We start from the raw sequence: 15,716 nt of genomic DNA on the forward strand, positions 1-15,716 counted from the left end.
TTAACGCCGTGCGGTGCGCAACAGTTGCGACACTTCCTGCGCCGTGCGCAGCAAATGCGGCAGGATGCGCGCCTGCATCTCCTGGGCGTTGGTACGGTTGGCCTGGCCTGACACGTTGATGGCGGCCACCACATTGCCTTTGGCATTGAACAGGGGCGCTGCCACCGAAATCAGGCCCTCTTCCAGCTCCTGGTTCATCAATGCCCAGCCCTGTGTGCGTACTTGGTCAATGGCTGCCAGCAGGGCGTGGTCTTCCAGCTGCGTGTAGCGCGTATATGCCACGCGCGGGCAGGTGGCCAGCAGTGCCAGCAGCTGGTCTTGCGGCAAACCCGCCAGCAAGACCCGGCCCATGGATGTCCAGAATGCAGGCAAACGAGAACCCACACCCAGATTGGTGCTCATGATTTTATGGGTGTGCACCCGCGCCACGTACACCACATCCAGCTCGTCCAGCACCCCGGCAGAGCACGACTCCTGCAAGGTCTCGGCCAGCGTCTCCATCAGCGGGGTTGCCAGGTTCCACAGGGGCTGTGAGCTCAGGTACGCAAAACCCAGATCCAGAATGCGCGGGGCCAGCTCAAAGTACTTGCCATCGCTGTGCACATAGCCCAGCGTCTGCAGCGTAAGCAAGATGCGCCGCGCCCCCGCGCGGGTCAATCCAGTCTTGGTCGCCACTTCACTGAGCGTCTGTGACGCCGATTCGGCATTGAACGAACGAATCACCTCCAGACCCCGCGCAAACGACTGCACATAACTGTCGCCGGGCTTGGTTTCTGTGGATGTTTCCCCGTTCTTTTCATCTCTTGGGGTTTTCCCTGATGTGGTTTCTACAGCCGCTTTTTTCAATTTCTCGTCCATATAATTCTCTTAGCGAACAAATGTTCTTATAGCGAACATTTTATCAGAGCACATTCCGCTCTGGCCTCTCTGTCCGGCATGGAGACAATACATGATCAACAAAATCGCCGATAGCGTCGCTCAGGCGCTGTCTGGCATTCAAGATGGCGCCACCGTATTGATCGGTGGCTTCGGCACTTCAGGCAACCCGATTGAGCTGATCGACGGCCTGATCGCCCACGGCGCGCGTGACCTCACAGTGGTCAACAACAACGCGGGCAACGGCGACACCGGTCTGGCTGCGCTGCTCAAGAGCGGGCAGGTGCGCAAAATCATCTGCAGCTTTCCACGTCAGGTCGATAGCTGGGTGTTTGATGAGCTGTACCGCGCCGGAAAAATTGAACTGGAGCTGGTGCCCCAAGGCAATCTGGCCGAGCGCATGCGCGCTGCCGGTGCTGGCATTGGTGCCTTTTTCTGCCCCACCGCCTACGGCACCGAACTGGCCGCAGGCAAGGAAACCCGCGAGATCAATGGCAAGCACTATGTGCTGGAGTACCCCATCTACGGCGATGTGGCACTGATCAAGGCCGAGCAGGGCGACCGCTGGGGCAACCTGAATTACCGCATGTCTGCGCGCAACTTTGGCCCCGTGTGTGCCATGGCCGCCAAGACCACGATTGCCACCGTGCATGAGCTGGTGGAGCTGGGCGAGATGGACCCCGAGGCCATCGTCACCCCCGGCATCTATGTCAGCCAAGTTGTCAAAGTGCCCCGTGTCGCCACCCAGGCTGGAGGCTTCAAAGCCACCCCCTGAGGCGCTGCGCGCCTTCCCCCTGTCAGGGGGAACACACCAGCGCGGCGGGGCGGCCCTTGCGCGGTGTTTGTGACTTGGGCCGCGCCAGTTTCACGGGTTGTTCATGGCGTACAGCGCCACGGGCAACTGAATATGCAGGAGATACCAGCATGAGCAACTATCAAAAAAGAACCAAAGATGAACTGGCTGCCCGCGTGGCCCGGGACATCTTCGACGGTGCCTATGTCAATTTGGGCATTGGCCAGCCCACTTTGGTGGCCAACCACATTCCGGCTGACCGCGAAGTGGTGCTGCACTCAGAAAACGGCATCCTCGGCATGGGCCCGGCCCCCGCCAAAGGTCTGGAAGATTACGACCTGACCAATGCCGGCAAGCAGCCCGTCACCCTACTGCCCGGTGGCAGCTATTTCCACCACGCTGACAGCTTTGCCATGATGCGCGGCGGCCATCTGGACATCTGCGTGCTGGGCGCATTTCAGGTGTCTGCCAACGGCGATCTGGCCAACTGGAGCACGGGCGAGCCCGGTGCCATCCCCGCAGTGGGCGGTGCCATGGATCTGGCCGTAGGCGCCAAATCGACCTGGGTGATGATGGATCTGGTGAGCAAGACGGGCGAGTGCAAAGTCGTCTCGGCCTGCACCTACCCCTTGACCGGTCTGGCCTGCGTCAAGCGCATCTACACCGACCTGTGCACGCTGGAATGCACGCCTCAGGGCCTGCGCCTGATCGACACCGTCGAAGGCCTGACGCACGCTGCACTGGAAAGCATTGTGGGCCTGCCCATTGCACCAGCCAGCGCCTGAAGCACACGCGCCTTAAATACAAGACCAATCAGCCACTGGCGCTTATGAATAAAGCGCTGGCAGCTCTTAATTTATACAGCACCGCTGTCACCGGAGACACCACCATGAGCACTGCACCCCAAGCTTTCATCTGCGACGCGATCCGTACCCCCTTTGGCCGCTACGGCGGCGCGCTGTCCAGCGTGCGTGCCGACGATCTGGGCGCACTGCCCATCAAGGCACTGATGGAACGCAACCCCGGTGTGGACTGGAGCGCAGTGGCTGACGTGCTGTACGGCTGCGCCAACCAGGCTGGTGAAGACAACCGCAACGTAGCGCGCATGTCCAGCCTGCTGGCGGGCCTGCCGATTGAAGTACCCGGCGCCACCATCAACCGCCTGTGCGGCTCGGGTCTGGATGCCGTAGGCACTGCAGCGCGCGCCATCAAGTCGGGTGAAGCCCGCCTGATGATTGCCGGTGGCGTGGAATCCATGAGCCGCGCCCCTTTTGTCATGCCCAAGGCAGAGTCGGCGTTCAGCCGCAACAACGCGGTGTACGACACAACCATCGGCTGGCGCTTTGTGAACAAGCTGATGAAGGCGCAATACGGTGTGGACTCCATGCCCGAAACCGCCGAGAACGTGGCCGACGACTTCAAGATTGAACGTGCCGCGCAAGACCGCATGGCGCTGGCTTCGCAGCAAAAAGCCGCTGCCGCGATTGCGGCCGGTTATCTGGCCAAGGAAATCGTCAACGTCAGCATTGCCCAGAAAAAGGGCGACGCCATCATCGTCAGCCAGGACGAGCACCCCCGCGCCACCACGCTGGAAGCGCTGACCAAGCTCAAAGGCGTGGTACGCCCTGACGGCAGCGTCACCGCAGGCAATGCCTCCGGCGTGAACGACGGCGCTTGCGCCCTGCTGCTGGCCAACGAAGAAGCCGCCCAGCAATACAACCTGGTGCCCCGTGCACGCGTCGTGGGCATGGCCACTGCGGGCGTTGCCCCGCGCATCATGGGTTTTGGCCCAGCCCCCGCCGTGCGCAAGGTGCTGGCCCAGACCGGTCTGACGCTGGCCGACATGGATGTGATTGAGCTGAACGAAGCCTTCGCCGCACAAGGCCTGGCCGTGCTGCGCGATCTGGGTATTGCCGATGACGACGCCCGCGTCAACCAGTGGGGCGGTGCCATTGCACTGGGCCACCCACTGGGCGCATCGGGTGCGCGCCTGGCAACCACGGCCGTCAACCAGCTGCACACGCTGGGCGGGCGCTACGCACTGTGCACCATGTGCATTGGCGTGGGCCAGGGCATTGCCGTGATTCTGGAAAAAGTTTAAAGACTGCAGCGAGCGTTTGACATGAGCACCACCACCCTGCACACCGCCACAGGCACATTCCGCATCGACCTGCAAGGCCCCGCCGACGCACCGGTTCTGGTGCTCTCCAACTCTCTGGGCACGACCCTGGAGATGTGGGACGCACAGGCCAGCGCCCTGTCTGCCAATTGGCGCGTGCTGCGCTACGACACCCGTGGCCACGGTGGCAGCGTGTGCAACCCCGGCCCCTACAGCTTTGCGCAGCTGGGTCAGGATGTACTGGCCATTTTGGATGCCCTGCACATTGAGCAGACCCATTTTTGCGGCATCTCCATGGGTGGTCTCACCGGCCTGTGGCTGGGGGTGAATGCTCCTGCGCGCATGCGCAGCATCACGGTGGCCAACAGTGCTGCCAAGATTGGCGTGGAATCTGCGTGGCTGGAGCGCGCTGCCATGGTGCGTGCCCAAGGTACGGCGGCCATGCAGGCGCTGGCAGCATCTTCGCCCAGCCGCTGGTTCACTGAAACCTTTGCCGCTGCGCAGCCTGCCATGGTGCAAACCGCCCAAGGCTGGATAGCCGGCATCAGCCCCGAAGGCTATGCCAGTTGCTGCCAGGCGCTGGCCAAGGAAGACCTGCGCAGTGCCATCTCGGGCATCACGACCCCGGTCTTGCTGATTGCTGGCGAACACGACCCCGTCACCACGGTGGCCGACGCGCAGGCAATGCAAGCAGCCATTGCGGGCTCGGTACTGGCCACGGTGCCCGCCTCGCACCTGTCCAACCTGGAGGCCCCCGCGGCCTTCGAGCAGGCACTGACCGGATTCCTGAAACAGCACTGACCGTTTTGCACACACCGGTCCACAACAAGACTCCAGCCACAGGCCAAGGAGCAGACCGGAGCATGGGAGAGACAAGCATGACTGCATCCAATCCACGCTGGCAACAGCGCCCTGAAGGCTCCACCTGGGGAGACTTTGGCGAGAACGACCAGCTGGGGCGCCTGAACCTGCTCACCCCTGAAAAGGTGCGTCAGGGTGTGGCACAGGTGCATGAAGGCCTGCGCTTTTCCCTGAGCCTGCCGCTGGACTATCCGGGTGGCAGTGCGCTCAACCCCAACCGCAAGCCCCCGGTGCTGCGCCCCCTGCAGCGCAAAGGGCTGGTCAATTTCAACTGCCTGCTTCAGACCCTGGAGCCCGGACGCACCGATGTGCTGTCAGATGACATGGCGATTTTGTCGCTGCAGTACTCCACGCAATGGGATGGTCTGGCCCACGTTGGCGCCCTGTTTGACGCCAATGGCGATGGCCTGCCCGAAGCGCTGTACTACAACGGCTTTGCAGCAGGCATCGACATCGTTGGCCCGGCTGACATCAAGGGCACCGGCATTCCCGAGCGTCTGGATGACTCGGCCAGCACCAGCTGCGCCAAGGCACTGGGTATTGAAGGCATGGCACGCAACGGCGTGCAAGGGCGCGGCGTGATGCTGGACTTGCGTGCCCACTTCGGCGATGCCCGCACGCTGATCGGCTACGACGAGCTGCAGCGCGTGATCGACACCGACCGCGTTGAGATTGAAGCGGGCGACATTCTGTGCCTGCATACCGGCTTCGCCCAGCGCGTGCTGGAGATGCACAAGCAGCCTGACCCCGAAGTACTGAACAACAGCTGTGCCGTTCTGGATGGCCGTGACGACAGGCTGCTGCAGTGGATCACCGACAGCCAGATTGCCGCCATTGCCGCCGACAACTATGCCGTGGAGGCACACCCGGCAAAACCTGGCGCGGCGTGCTGCGCTGCCCTGCCTTTGCATGAGCACTGCCTGTTCAAGCTGGGCGTACATCTGGGCGAGCTGTGGCACCTGACGCCGCTGGCGCAATGGCTGCGCGAGCACCACCGCCATCACTTCTTGCTGACGGCTCCTCCGCTGCACCTGCCCGGCGCGGTGGCCTCACCGGTCACGCCCATCGCCACCGTCTAGTCCGCCCGCTGCTGCCCACTGCCCCTACTGCTGACACCACCATGCCCTACATCATCGAAACCTTTGACAAGCCCGAGCACCAGGCGGTGCGTCAGGCCCATCGCCCCGCGCATCTGGACTTTTTGACTGCCCACCAGCACCTGCTGCTGGCCTGCGGCGCCAAGCTCGATGACGACGGCAAGGACCTCGGTGGCGGCCTGTACGTGGTCGATCTCGACACCCGGCAAGCCGCGCAGGAATTTATCGAAGCCGACCCTTTCTTTCAGGCGGGGCTGTTTGCCAACGTCTCCATCACCCGCTGGCGCAAGGCCTATCTGGCCGGCAAATGCTGCCTCTGAACTCCTCACAAGACCCCACCATGACTTCTTCTACGCACACACCTGCCGTCTCTCGCCCCCGGGTTCTGATCACCGGTGGTGGCGCCGGCATCGGTGCCGCTGCTGCCCAGCGCTGCCGCGACGATGGCTATGAGCCCATCATCATCGACCGCGTGGTCGAGCACATTCCCGGCGCCATTCAGGCCGACCTGAGCGACATACAAGATACCGCCCGCGCGCTGAACGAAGCTTTGCGTGGTGGCCCCATCACGCGCCTGATCAACAACGTTGGCGTGGTCGTGCCCAACGACGCGGCATCGCAAACGCTGGCCGAGTTCGACTTGGCCATGTCCCTGAACCTGCGCTGCGCCCTGCAATGCATGCAGGCGCTGCTGCCCGGCATGCAGGCTGCAGGCTTTGGACGCATCGTGAACATGTCCTCGCGCGCCGCGCTGGGCAAAGACCTGCGTACTGCCTATGCCGCCAGCAAGGCGGGGCTGATCGGCATGACCCGCGTGTGGGCGCTGGAGCTGGGCCAATACGGCATTACGGCCAATGCCATTGGCCCGGGCCCCATCCGCACCGCCTTGTTCGACAAGGCCAACCCGCCTGATGCACCGCGCACGCAAAAAATCATTCAGTCGGTGCCCGTCAAGCGCGTGGGCACTCCCGAAGACGTGGCCCATACCGTGTCTTACATGCTGGACGAGCGCAGCGGTTTCGTCACCGGTCAGGTGCTGTACGTCTGCGGTGGCATGACCGTGGGTGTCGCCAGCGTCTAAGTTTTCTCACCGTTATCGCAGGCCCGCCTGATATGGGCCTGCGCTAGCACTCTCTGACAAACATCTCACACAACAAGGCCCAACGCCATGTCAAAAATCACCGCGTTCTTCACGGAGCTGATGCGCAAGTATCTGCCCGACCCGTTCGTCTTCGCGATCATGCTCACCCTGCTGACCATGGTGCTGGCCTTTGCCGTGGAAAGCCGCCCCGTGAATCTGGTGGTGCAGGACTGGGGCAAGGGTTTTTGGAGCTTGCTGGGCTTTACCACCCAGATGGCTGTCATCTTGGTGATGGGCTATGTGCTGGCTGCAGCACCTATCGTCAATCGCTTCATGGACAAGATTGCCAGCCATGTGCACACGCCACGCCAGGCCATCATCGTGGCCACCATCGTGGGCTGCGTGGGCAGCTACCTGAACTGGGGCTTTGGCCTGGTCATTGGCGGCATCATGGCGCGCAAGCTGGCGCTCAAAGTCAAGGGCGTGCACTACCCGCTGATCATTGCCTCGGCCTACACCGGCTTCACGATGTACAGCCTGGGTTTTTCCGCCACCATTCCGGTGCTGATCTCCACCAAAGGCCATTCCTTTGAAGGCACCATGGGGCTGATTCCCCTGACAGAAACCATCTTCTCGCTGCCCATCTTGCTGACCAGCCTGGCCGTGTTGATTGCTCTGCCTTTGCTCAATGCAGCCATGCACCCCAAGCAAGGTGAAAAAGTGGTGGAACTGGACCCCGTCACCGCCGCACAAGACAGCAAGCCTGCCGCTGGAGCCGGCGATCTGCTGGGTGATGAAAAAACCCTGGCCTCGCGCCTGAACAACAGCCGCGCGCTCAGCCTGCTGATTGGCCTGTGCGGCATGGGCTACGTGGGCCTGCACTTTTACAACGGCGGCAACCTTGATCTGAACATGATCAACTTCTTCATCCTGTTCCTGGGTGTGCTGCTGCTCAAGACCCCCATGCAGTACGTGGAAAAAGTCAACGAAGGCGTCAGAACCATCGGCGGCATCATCCTGCAGTTCCCGTTTTATGCCGGCATCATGGCCATCATGCATGGCTCGGGTCTGGTGGAATCGATTGCCCACGTCTTCGTCAGCATCTCCAGCGCAGACACCCTGCCGCTGTGGGGCCTGATCAGCTCTTTCGTCATCAACTTCTTTGCCCCTTCGGGTGGCGGCCACTGGGTGCTGCAAGGCCCCTTCATGATCGATGCGGCAACCACACTGGGCGCATCGCAGGCACAGACCGCCATGTCCGTCATGCTGGGCAACGGCTGGAACGATCTGGTGCAGCCCTTCTGGATCTTGCCCGCTCTGGCGCTGTCCAAGCTCAAGCTCAAAGACATCATGGGCTACACCGTGGTCTCCATGATGCTGGTGGGCGCCATTTATGCGGCCACCATGATCATCTGGCCGCACCTGTAAAGCCCGGCCTGACCTCACACCCTATCTTTCTCACGCAGGAGTAATACACATGTTGTTCATGGTTGAAATGATCGTTCAGATTCCCCAGTCGCTGGACGCCGATCTGGTTGCCAAAATCAAGCTGGAAGAAAAAGAATATTCACAAAAGCTGCAGCGCGAAGGCAAGTGGCGCCACCTGTGGCGTGTGGTGGGCGAATACGCCAACGTCAGCATTTTTGACGCCGCCAGCAACGATGAGCTGCACACCATGCTCAGCAGCCTGCCCCTGTTCCCGTACATGCAGATCAAGGTCACGCCGCTGGCCAACCACCCTTCCTCCATCGTGCAGGAATAACAGCACACGCTCACAGGCTGGGTGCTTGCGCCCAGACCTTTTTCTCTCAGGATGACCGGGCCACGCATGCCCGCTCACCACACCTGCCCGGACTATCAAGCGCACACGCACTGCCGTGTGCACGGCAGGTGCTTTCGCTTAATGGCATCTGTTTTTAGGAGACTCTGATGTTGGATTTCACCCGCAATTTTTCACGCCGCAATGGTTTGAAGGCGCTGGCCGCCGCTGCCTTGGCCGTCACAGGCATTGCCCCTGCCGCTGCCCAGACTTTCCCCAACAAACCCATCAACATCATTGTTCCCTTCTCGGCAGGTGGCACTACAGACATTCTGGCCCGCATCGTCGGGCAGGCGCTGGGTACCGAACTGGGCCAAAGCGTCATCATTGACAACCGCCCTGGTGCGGGTGGCAACATCGGCGGCCAGGCCGCAGCGCGCGCGCCCGCGGATGGCTACACCTTGTTCATGGGCACCGTTGGCACACACGCCATCAACGCGGCCCTGTACAAGAAAATGCCCTTTGACCCGATCAAGGACTTCGCGCCTCTGAGCCGCGTGGCCAACGTGCCCAACTTGCTGGTTGCACACCCCAGCCAGCCGTACAAAACCGTACAAGAGCTGATCACTTACGCCAAAGCCAACCCTGGCATGGTCAACTTTGGCTCCTCGGGCAGCGGCAGCTCCATCCACCTGTCTGGCGAGCTGTTCAAGTCCATGGCCAAGGTGGACATGGTGCACGTTCCCTACAAGGGCAGCGCACCCGCTGTGACCGATTTGCTGGGCAACCAGATTGGCATCATGTTTGACAACATGCCTTCGGCCATTCAGCACGTGCGCTCTGGCAAGCTGCGCCCTATTGCAGTGACCACCGCCAAGCGCTCGCCCGAGCTGCCTAACGTGCCCACTATTGCAGAAGCGGGCGTGCCCGGTTACGAAGCCACCTCATGGTTTGGCCTGTGGGCTCCGGCTGGCACCCCAGCCCCCGTGCTGAGCAAGCTGCATGCCTCGCTGGCCAAGGTGCTCAAGGACCCCGCCGTGATCAAGAAGATTGGCGACCAGGGTGGCGAAGTGGTGATCGACACCCCTGCCGAATTCGATGCCTTCATCAAGGCTGAAGCCGTCAAGTGGGGCAAGGTTGTCAAAGAGTCTGGCGCAGAGATCTAAGCGCCCGTCCAGCAGTTAACGCTGCTGTCGTTATCTCTCCTGTTTAATACGCCGATGCGCTGAATGCGGTCGGCGTTTTTTTATGAACATACCCATAATTTATAGCTATCAGCGCTTACCCATACTTGTTTTTAGATATAAAAGTATCTAAAAACAAGCATACACAAGCGTTGACAGCTATATTTTTCACTTCTGTCACTGCCCGTCAGGGATTCACTCAAAAGGCTGGCGGTGCTGGCAAGCTCGCGCCCTTGATGCGCAGCCACGATGCCGCCTCGGGGGCCACGGCATCGGTGATGTACACCTGCGCAGCTTGCGCCTGGGCTGTGCTGATCATGGCCTCCATCAAATGGCGCACGCCCGTGTTGTGCAAAGACTGCTCGGCAAAAAAGCCACCCAGCTTCACATAGCGCAAAGGCAAGCTGGGCAATTGCAGCAAAGCCTTGGGGGCCTGATCCAGCCTGCGCAGCCCCACCCCGACATGCACCTGCGCAGTGGCCGCGCAAAACTCGGCAACGCGCGCGGGCATGACCTCCAGCGCATGGGCATCCAGCTCCAGCACCAGTTGTTCCACTGCCGTACCCAGCATCTGGATCTGCGGCGAGTGCAGCAAAGCTTGCATGCGCGGCACAAAATCGTCCTGCTCCAAAGAAGGCACTGACACCCGCACAATCAGCACCTGCCCAGCATGCTGGGCCAGCCACTGCAAGCCCAGCGAGACGGCCTGCAAATCGTAATCGCCCGACATTCCCAGACGCACGACCGCTGGCAAAAACAGCGGCCCGCCCAGCACACGGCCATCGTCCTCATGCAGCTCCAGCGAGGCTTCGTGTCGTACATCAGTGCCTATCAGCGAGGCACTGGTAAAGGCTTGCACTGCAATCTGCAACTGCCTTGGGGCCTGCAAGGCCTTGCCCAGCAGTTGCTGCCAGCGGCCCTCGCCTGCAATCACCGCGCCAGGGTAGGGTGCCTGCTCGGCATATTCCACATCGCCATGGCCTGCACTTTCAGCCTGCATCACGCCCTGATCCAGACGCGAGAGCACATCGGTCACGCTGTCTGCGGCGGTGTAGGCCGTCAGCGCAAACGCGCCGCGCGACCATTGGGTATCGTTCAAAGCCATGCTTTGCGACTGCAGCAAATGGCGCAGCTTTTGCACCATGTGCATGCCTTCAGGCCCCAGATTTCCAGGCAGCAGCACCGCAAAATCACTGCCATTCAGGCGTGCCAGCTGCGCAGGCACTTGTGCGTTGTCAGCCAGTAATTTCCGCACCTGCTGCCACACGCTGCTCAGCCAGGCATCCACCTGCTCGCGAGAATGGCTGCTGTTCATTGCCTGCAGGTCGCGCTGGCGCATGATCAGCACGTGCCCTTGTGCATCCACACTGGTCTGCAGCGCTTTTTGCAGCTCGTTGACGAAGTATTTACGGTTGGGCAACTGCGTGACGGGGTCACTGTTGGTCTCCAGCTCCAGACTTTCAATGCGCTGTGTCTGCGCATTGGAAGCCTGGGTGACACGCACGCGTGCATCTTCAATGGCGTGAGACACTGAGGCCAGCTCGGCCACCCGCGAAGCACCTACCTTTGCATCCTGGGACTGGCTGGTGCCAATGCTCTGCACCTGCGCCTCCACTTCGTCATGCAATACGCGCCGGAACCAGCGCAGCAACATGCCCACAAAGCACGCCCACACCGCGCCAGCCACCACAATCAGGGCTGTCATCTTGCTGCTGCTTGACCACAAATCGTCCATCGCAAAACGGTTGTCTACCGCCACACTCAGCGTGCCCACTTGCCGCCAGCCATCACTGATGGAACGCTCAGCCACAGGCTTGGGCAAAGGCAGCAAACGCGCAAACCACTCTGGTGCGCGGCCTGCTACATCCAGTGTTTTTTTCTCACGCTCAAACAGTGTTTTTTCATCAGGCCCTAGCAACCGAATGGCGGAAAACTGTCCCGTATCAAACAAGGCAGCCATCAGCAACTCCCGCGTGACCGGGTCTTGGGCCGCAGGCTGAGACAGCGACAAAGCCAGCGAAGAGGCAGCGTTCTCGCTCTGATTTTGCAATTGCTCCGACAGGTAGCTGCGCGCGCCACCAATGCTGAAAGCCAGTGTGCCCAGCAAAATACCGACCACCGCCACTGACACACTCAGTAAAAGCTGTTTGAGTAACGACATGGCTTAGTGCCTTTCAGAAAATACGCCGGCACCGTACATCGTGCATGAACATGCAGCTCGATTGCACGGCCACTTTGGAGTTGTGGATTGCTTTTTCATAATGCATCCGACCCTTCTTTTCGCATTTTTTGCAGCAAATCTTGCCAGCGATTGATACGGTCTGAGGGGGCAGAACGCTCCCCCCGAACATAGATACCCTGCGTATTGAAGCTGAACACAGGGCTTAAATCTGTGCGCTGGCTGGCCAGCTGAATGCTGCTGACCAGGTTGTCCAGCACCTGCGGATCAGCCTGCGGGGTTGCATAAAAGCCCAGAACCATGTGCGCAATGCTTTGCGTGCTGCCCATCCCGCCGATACGTGCACGCACATAAATCAGCCGCATCTGCTGAGGAGGTACACCCAGATGCGTCAGTGAAAAGAACTTGCCAATCACAAAGTCTTCACAGTCCCCGGCCCCCTTGCCAAGGCTCTCTAAAGGCGTGGCCCAGTAATCGGCCTCTTTCCAAATCAGCATGTCTTCGGATGCCATCAATTGCTGATTCCAGAAATCATTGACTGCCTGCACTTGCTGCGCAACAGAAAGCCCCGACTGTGCTTTAAGCATATCCAGCCACGCCTGCAGCCTGCGCAGCCCGGCCTCGCCATAGCGCGTGCGCATTTCACGGTGCATCAAAGACTCATCCCAGGCTCGCGCACCCCGCAATGACCAGCAGCCCGCCATCGCCGCTGCACATGCAAGCAGCGACCTGCGGCGCAGGCTATTGATATTGCTGGGAGAACACTCAGGCACCATGGGACCTCTTATTTCACGTAGCCGCCATTGTGCATGGCCCGATTGCTCATGAAAAAAGGGCGCCTGCCAAAGCATGCGCCCTGGATGGTCAGGAGCGCTCTGGCGCTCCTGACGGTCTGCCTCACCTCATTGATGCACATCCAGCTGACCTTGGGCAATCAAGCGGTTGATGCTCTGGTCCATGGTGTCATTGGCTCCTCAAATCAGCGGTCCGGTCAACTGTGGTCAAGCTTGAGCTTGCCTTGGTCAATCAGATTTTTGATCATGGTGTTCTGGTCATGGCTGCTACCCGTCAAGTCCACACCTTCCACCACAATCTGCTGGTTGTAGCCACTGCCGTCTGCAGCCAGGCCGCCAGAAGTCGAGACCTTGATCACGGTATTCACTGTGCCTCCTGTGCCAGCCTGTGTCTCAAGGTGCAAGAACTTGCTCAAGTCACTGGTGTGCTCTTCGCCTTGCAGCAAATCACCCAGCACCAGCTTGTCGCTGCCGGCAGTGCCAAAGCCCTTCACTACATCAACCGGTGCACTCTGTGTCCCCGATTTCCAAGTGAAAAGATCATCACTGCCAGTGCCCACCAGAGTGTCCAGACCAGTCGAGGCAAGAATTTCATGCCCGGGCAACGGTGTCGGAACCACAGGTGTCTCTGTTACAACTCCAGCCAATACCCCTGGCCCGCTGGCATTCACCGTAATGGTCAAATTGGCTGTCGCCGTATCACCATCGGCCTGCGTCAAGTGGTACTCAAAAACATCCTGCTGTGTCGCATGGTAGGGGGCTCCGCTGGCTGTCGTATAGGTATAGCTGCCGTCGGCATTGAGGTGCAACGTACCGTAGGTGCCAACCACATCCACCCCCGCCACACCCACTTTTGTACTGCCCACATACAAGCTCGCACCTTCAGAACCCTGCGAGTCATTGTTCAGCACATTGCCGCTAACGCTTGAAGTGGACCATTGCGGCTCATATGTCACGGGATGAATGACTTGGAAGTCATCTACCGAAACACTGGCCTTGTTGCTATTGGCATTCCCACTGGCATCCGTCACATTCAGATAAATCCGATACTGGCCAGCTGCATCCAACATTTTGGTCTCAATATACTGAGAATTAGAAGTGATGCTGCCAGAGGTGCCTGCACCCGTTAGCGCCACCCAGGTTGCACCCACCTTCTGGTACAGCGCCCATTGCGCCGTATCGTTACCAGTACTCCAATTACCGCGCGCTTCCACCTGGAACGACAGCTTTTCGCCTCCAGCACTACTGGCTGTGTAGATTGGCGTAAACACCTCTCCAGCTCCAGTGCTGCTGCCGTTGTTATCCGTCACGGTCAATCGGCCATCAGCACCATTGGACGACGAAACCGTCGTATTTGCAGAGCGTAGCCATGCGTCTGCCCCCCCAGCTGCAGTTGCTAGACTAGTGAAACTGGCCTGCGTTGCAGAGCTGAAAGACCAGTCCCCATTGTCGTTAGTGTTGAAGTTTGCCTGCGATGTATTGGGCACAGTCACCGGCACCATCGTCGAGGTTGTAGAGACCGATGCACCATCGTCTACTGATGACACCTCGCTGCGATCCGTCAGGGTGAACACCAGATTGGCAGGGTTAGATACCGAGCCGTCCACATCCTTCAGGGTATAGGTGAGTGCAGCAGACAGTGCTGCATTTACATCCGTCGTGTTGTTTGCAGTAAAGGTGTATGTGCCATCCCCTTTGACAACCACCTTGCCAACCGCTCCCAGATCAAAGGTGAATGTATCGCTTGCACTGGTGAAAGTATGGGTTTGCGCACCAAAGGTCACCACACTCACAACTGCACTGCCCCATCCATCTCCTGATGTATTACCTCCTTCGGTCTTCAGGTCCCCCGTCACTACAGCACCAGGAGACACCACTGTCTGCAAAAGCGCATCTTTAAGTGCCGTCACATCGCTGAGGATGACGTGATCATCTTGGGCTGCCGTGGTGTGTGTGCCCTGTACTTCGCCAGCCTTCCAGGCGATTGGTTCAAGGTTGTTGGCATTTGTAGATGTAAGGCCACCAAAACCGATGGCATATGCATCGCTAAAGTTTTTGGAACCCAGCCAAGTAATCCATTGGGATTCTTTAGCCGTTCCAACAGCGCCGTTCGTAGGCTCTCCATCGGACATGAAAACAGAGACATTCTTCCCTGCACCGCCAGGGAAAGTTCCAGCAGCATTTACATAATTCATGACACTTGTCAGTGCGCCATCATAGTTAGTACCGCCAACTGCATTCAGTGCATTCACAGCCAAAATGGCTTGCTGCAACTGTGCTGCGGTGTACCACTGCCCGCCGTTCAAAGCACTATTGTCTGTGGCATACCCGCTGGATGAGAATGTAGTAATGAATACGGCATTCACACTGCCAGAATTGAGAAGCTCTGCAACGGCCTCTTTGACCAAGTCAAGCCGAGTTTTACCAGCAACCCCAGAGTCAAAATTCATACTGCCGGAAAGATCGATCGTGAGCACCACATTGCTCTTAGTCTCAGTACGGCTGCTTTCCAGTGCAGAGTGGTCGATGTCATTGACTACAGGCTTTTGATCGACGTTATTCACCGTAATGCTCAGCTGTGCGGTGGTCGTGTCGCCATCACCGTCTTTAACGGTATATGTAAACACATCTTGTTTATCAGACGTGACCGCTGCTGTTGCCTGATAGGTGTAGCTGCCATCTTTGCCCAAGGTCAGCTGACCGTACTGCCCCTGAATCACATATGCACCGCTTCCGTTGGCAGTTGTTACGGAGCCCGAGGTCACGTTATTCACACCCACCACCCCGCCTGCGGTGTCCCAGCCATCTGCACCCGGCTTATCGTTGAAAAGCACACCACCGGCCGCACCCACAGTCAGGGTTGCACCCTCTGCAACACTGCCAACATCACTTAGTGCCACAGGGATATCGTCCGAGACAGTCACATTGACGGTGCCCTGCGCCGTATCTCCATCGGTGTCGGTGGCCACCACC

Annotated in this window: 15 protein-coding genes; 10 read left to right on the forward strand and 5 right to left on the reverse strand. The window is 59.4% G+C overall.

The genetic code is table 11. The features are described 5' to 3' along the window. A complete protein-coding gene (locus tag H9646_RS14995; RefSeq protein WP_191724187.1) occupies positions 1-858 on the reverse strand; it encodes an IclR family transcriptional regulator domain-containing protein in 858 nt (285 codons plus the stop codon). A 91-nt stretch (positions 859-949) separates the two neighbouring features. Here H9646_RS14995 and H9646_RS15000 point away from each other — a divergent pair, with 91 nt between their 5' ends. After that, positions 950-1,651, forward strand: coding sequence for a 3-oxoacid CoA-transferase subunit A (locus H9646_RS15000; protein ID WP_191724188.1), 702 nt, complete (start codon positions 950-952; stop codon positions 1,649-1,651). Between the two features lie 22 nt (positions 1,652-1,673). On the opposite strand, the gene H9646_RS18600 is transcribed toward H9646_RS15000, so the two are convergent. Further along, complete coding sequence (locus H9646_RS18600) at positions 1,674-1,802, reverse strand: hypothetical protein (RefSeq protein WP_263598958.1); 129 nt, start codon at positions 1,800-1,802, stop codon at positions 1,674-1,676. On the opposite strand from H9646_RS18600, the gene H9646_RS15005 reads away from it, so the two are divergent. From H9646_RS15005 to H9646_RS15045, 9 genes are all read left to right on the forward strand, one after another. After that, complete coding sequence (locus H9646_RS15005) at positions 1,801-2,454, forward strand: 3-oxoacid CoA-transferase subunit B (protein ID WP_191724189.1); 654 nt, start codon at positions 1,801-1,803, stop codon at positions 2,452-2,454. The two genes, H9646_RS18600 and H9646_RS15005, sit on opposite strands and share 2 nt — an antisense overlap. Before the next feature lie 104 nt (positions 2,455-2,558). Beyond that, the gene (gene pcaF, locus H9646_RS15010) at positions 2,559-3,770 is read left to right on the forward strand and encodes a 3-oxoadipyl-CoA thiolase (RefSeq protein ID WP_191724190.1); all 1,212 of its coding nucleotides are present in this window, start codon (positions 2,559-2,561) and stop codon (positions 3,768-3,770) included. Between the two features lie 21 nt (positions 3,771-3,791). Next, positions 3,792-4,589, forward strand: coding sequence for a 3-oxoadipate enol-lactonase (pcaD, locus tag H9646_RS15015; RefSeq protein ID WP_191724191.1), 798 nt, complete (start codon positions 3,792-3,794; stop codon positions 4,587-4,589). 77 nt (positions 4,590-4,666) lie between these two features. Then, entirely contained in the window at positions 4,667-5,728 is a 1,062-nt protein-coding gene (locus H9646_RS15020) for a cyclase family protein (RefSeq protein WP_191724192.1), read from the forward strand. Between the two features lie 41 nt (positions 5,729-5,769). Next, entirely contained in the window at positions 5,770-6,066 is a 297-nt protein-coding gene (locus tag H9646_RS15025) for a YciI family protein (protein WP_191724193.1), read from the forward strand. 20 nt (positions 6,067-6,086) lie between these two features. After that, complete coding sequence (locus tag H9646_RS15030) at positions 6,087-6,827, forward strand: SDR family oxidoreductase (RefSeq protein ID WP_191724194.1); 741 nt, start codon at positions 6,087-6,089, stop codon at positions 6,825-6,827. A gap of 87 nt (positions 6,828-6,914) precedes the next feature. After that, positions 6,915-8,255, forward strand: coding sequence for a short-chain fatty acid transporter (locus H9646_RS15035; protein ID WP_191724195.1), 1,341 nt, complete (start codon positions 6,915-6,917; stop codon positions 8,253-8,255). 49 nt (positions 8,256-8,304) lie between these two features. After that, positions 8,305-8,589, forward strand: a complete 285-nt coding sequence (catC, locus tag H9646_RS15040; protein WP_191724196.1) for a muconolactone Delta-isomerase — start codon at positions 8,305-8,307, stop codon at positions 8,587-8,589. A 167-nt stretch (positions 8,590-8,756) separates the two neighbouring features. Beyond that, the gene (locus H9646_RS15045; RefSeq protein WP_191724197.1) at positions 8,757-9,752 is read left to right on the forward strand and encodes a Bug family tripartite tricarboxylate transporter substrate binding protein; all 996 of its coding nucleotides are present in this window, start codon (positions 8,757-8,759) and stop codon (positions 9,750-9,752) included. A 217-nt stretch (positions 9,753-9,969) separates the two neighbouring features. Here H9646_RS15045 and H9646_RS15050 read toward each other — a convergent pair whose 3' ends face one another. The 3 genes from H9646_RS15050 to H9646_RS15060 all read right to left on the reverse strand — a co-directional run. Continuing rightward, positions 9,970-11,931 (reverse strand): bifunctional diguanylate cyclase/phosphodiesterase, encoded by a 1,962-nt coding sequence (locus tag H9646_RS15050; protein ID WP_191724198.1) that lies wholly within the window; start codon positions 11,929-11,931, stop codon positions 9,970-9,972. A gap of 95 nt (positions 11,932-12,026) precedes the next feature. Continuing rightward, positions 12,027-12,653, reverse strand: coding sequence for a transglutaminase-like cysteine peptidase (locus tag H9646_RS15055; protein ID WP_191724283.1), 627 nt, complete (start codon positions 12,651-12,653; stop codon positions 12,027-12,029). 287 nt (positions 12,654-12,940) lie between these two features. Continuing rightward, on the reverse strand, positions 12,941-15,716 hold a 2,776-nt coding region (locus tag H9646_RS15060; protein WP_191724199.1), incomplete at its 5' end, for a type I secretion C-terminal target domain-containing protein.

It is taken from the genome of Comamonas avium, from assembly GCF_014836675.1.
Lineage (GTDB): Bacteria > Pseudomonadota > Gammaproteobacteria > Burkholderiales > Burkholderiaceae_C > Comamonas > Comamonas avium.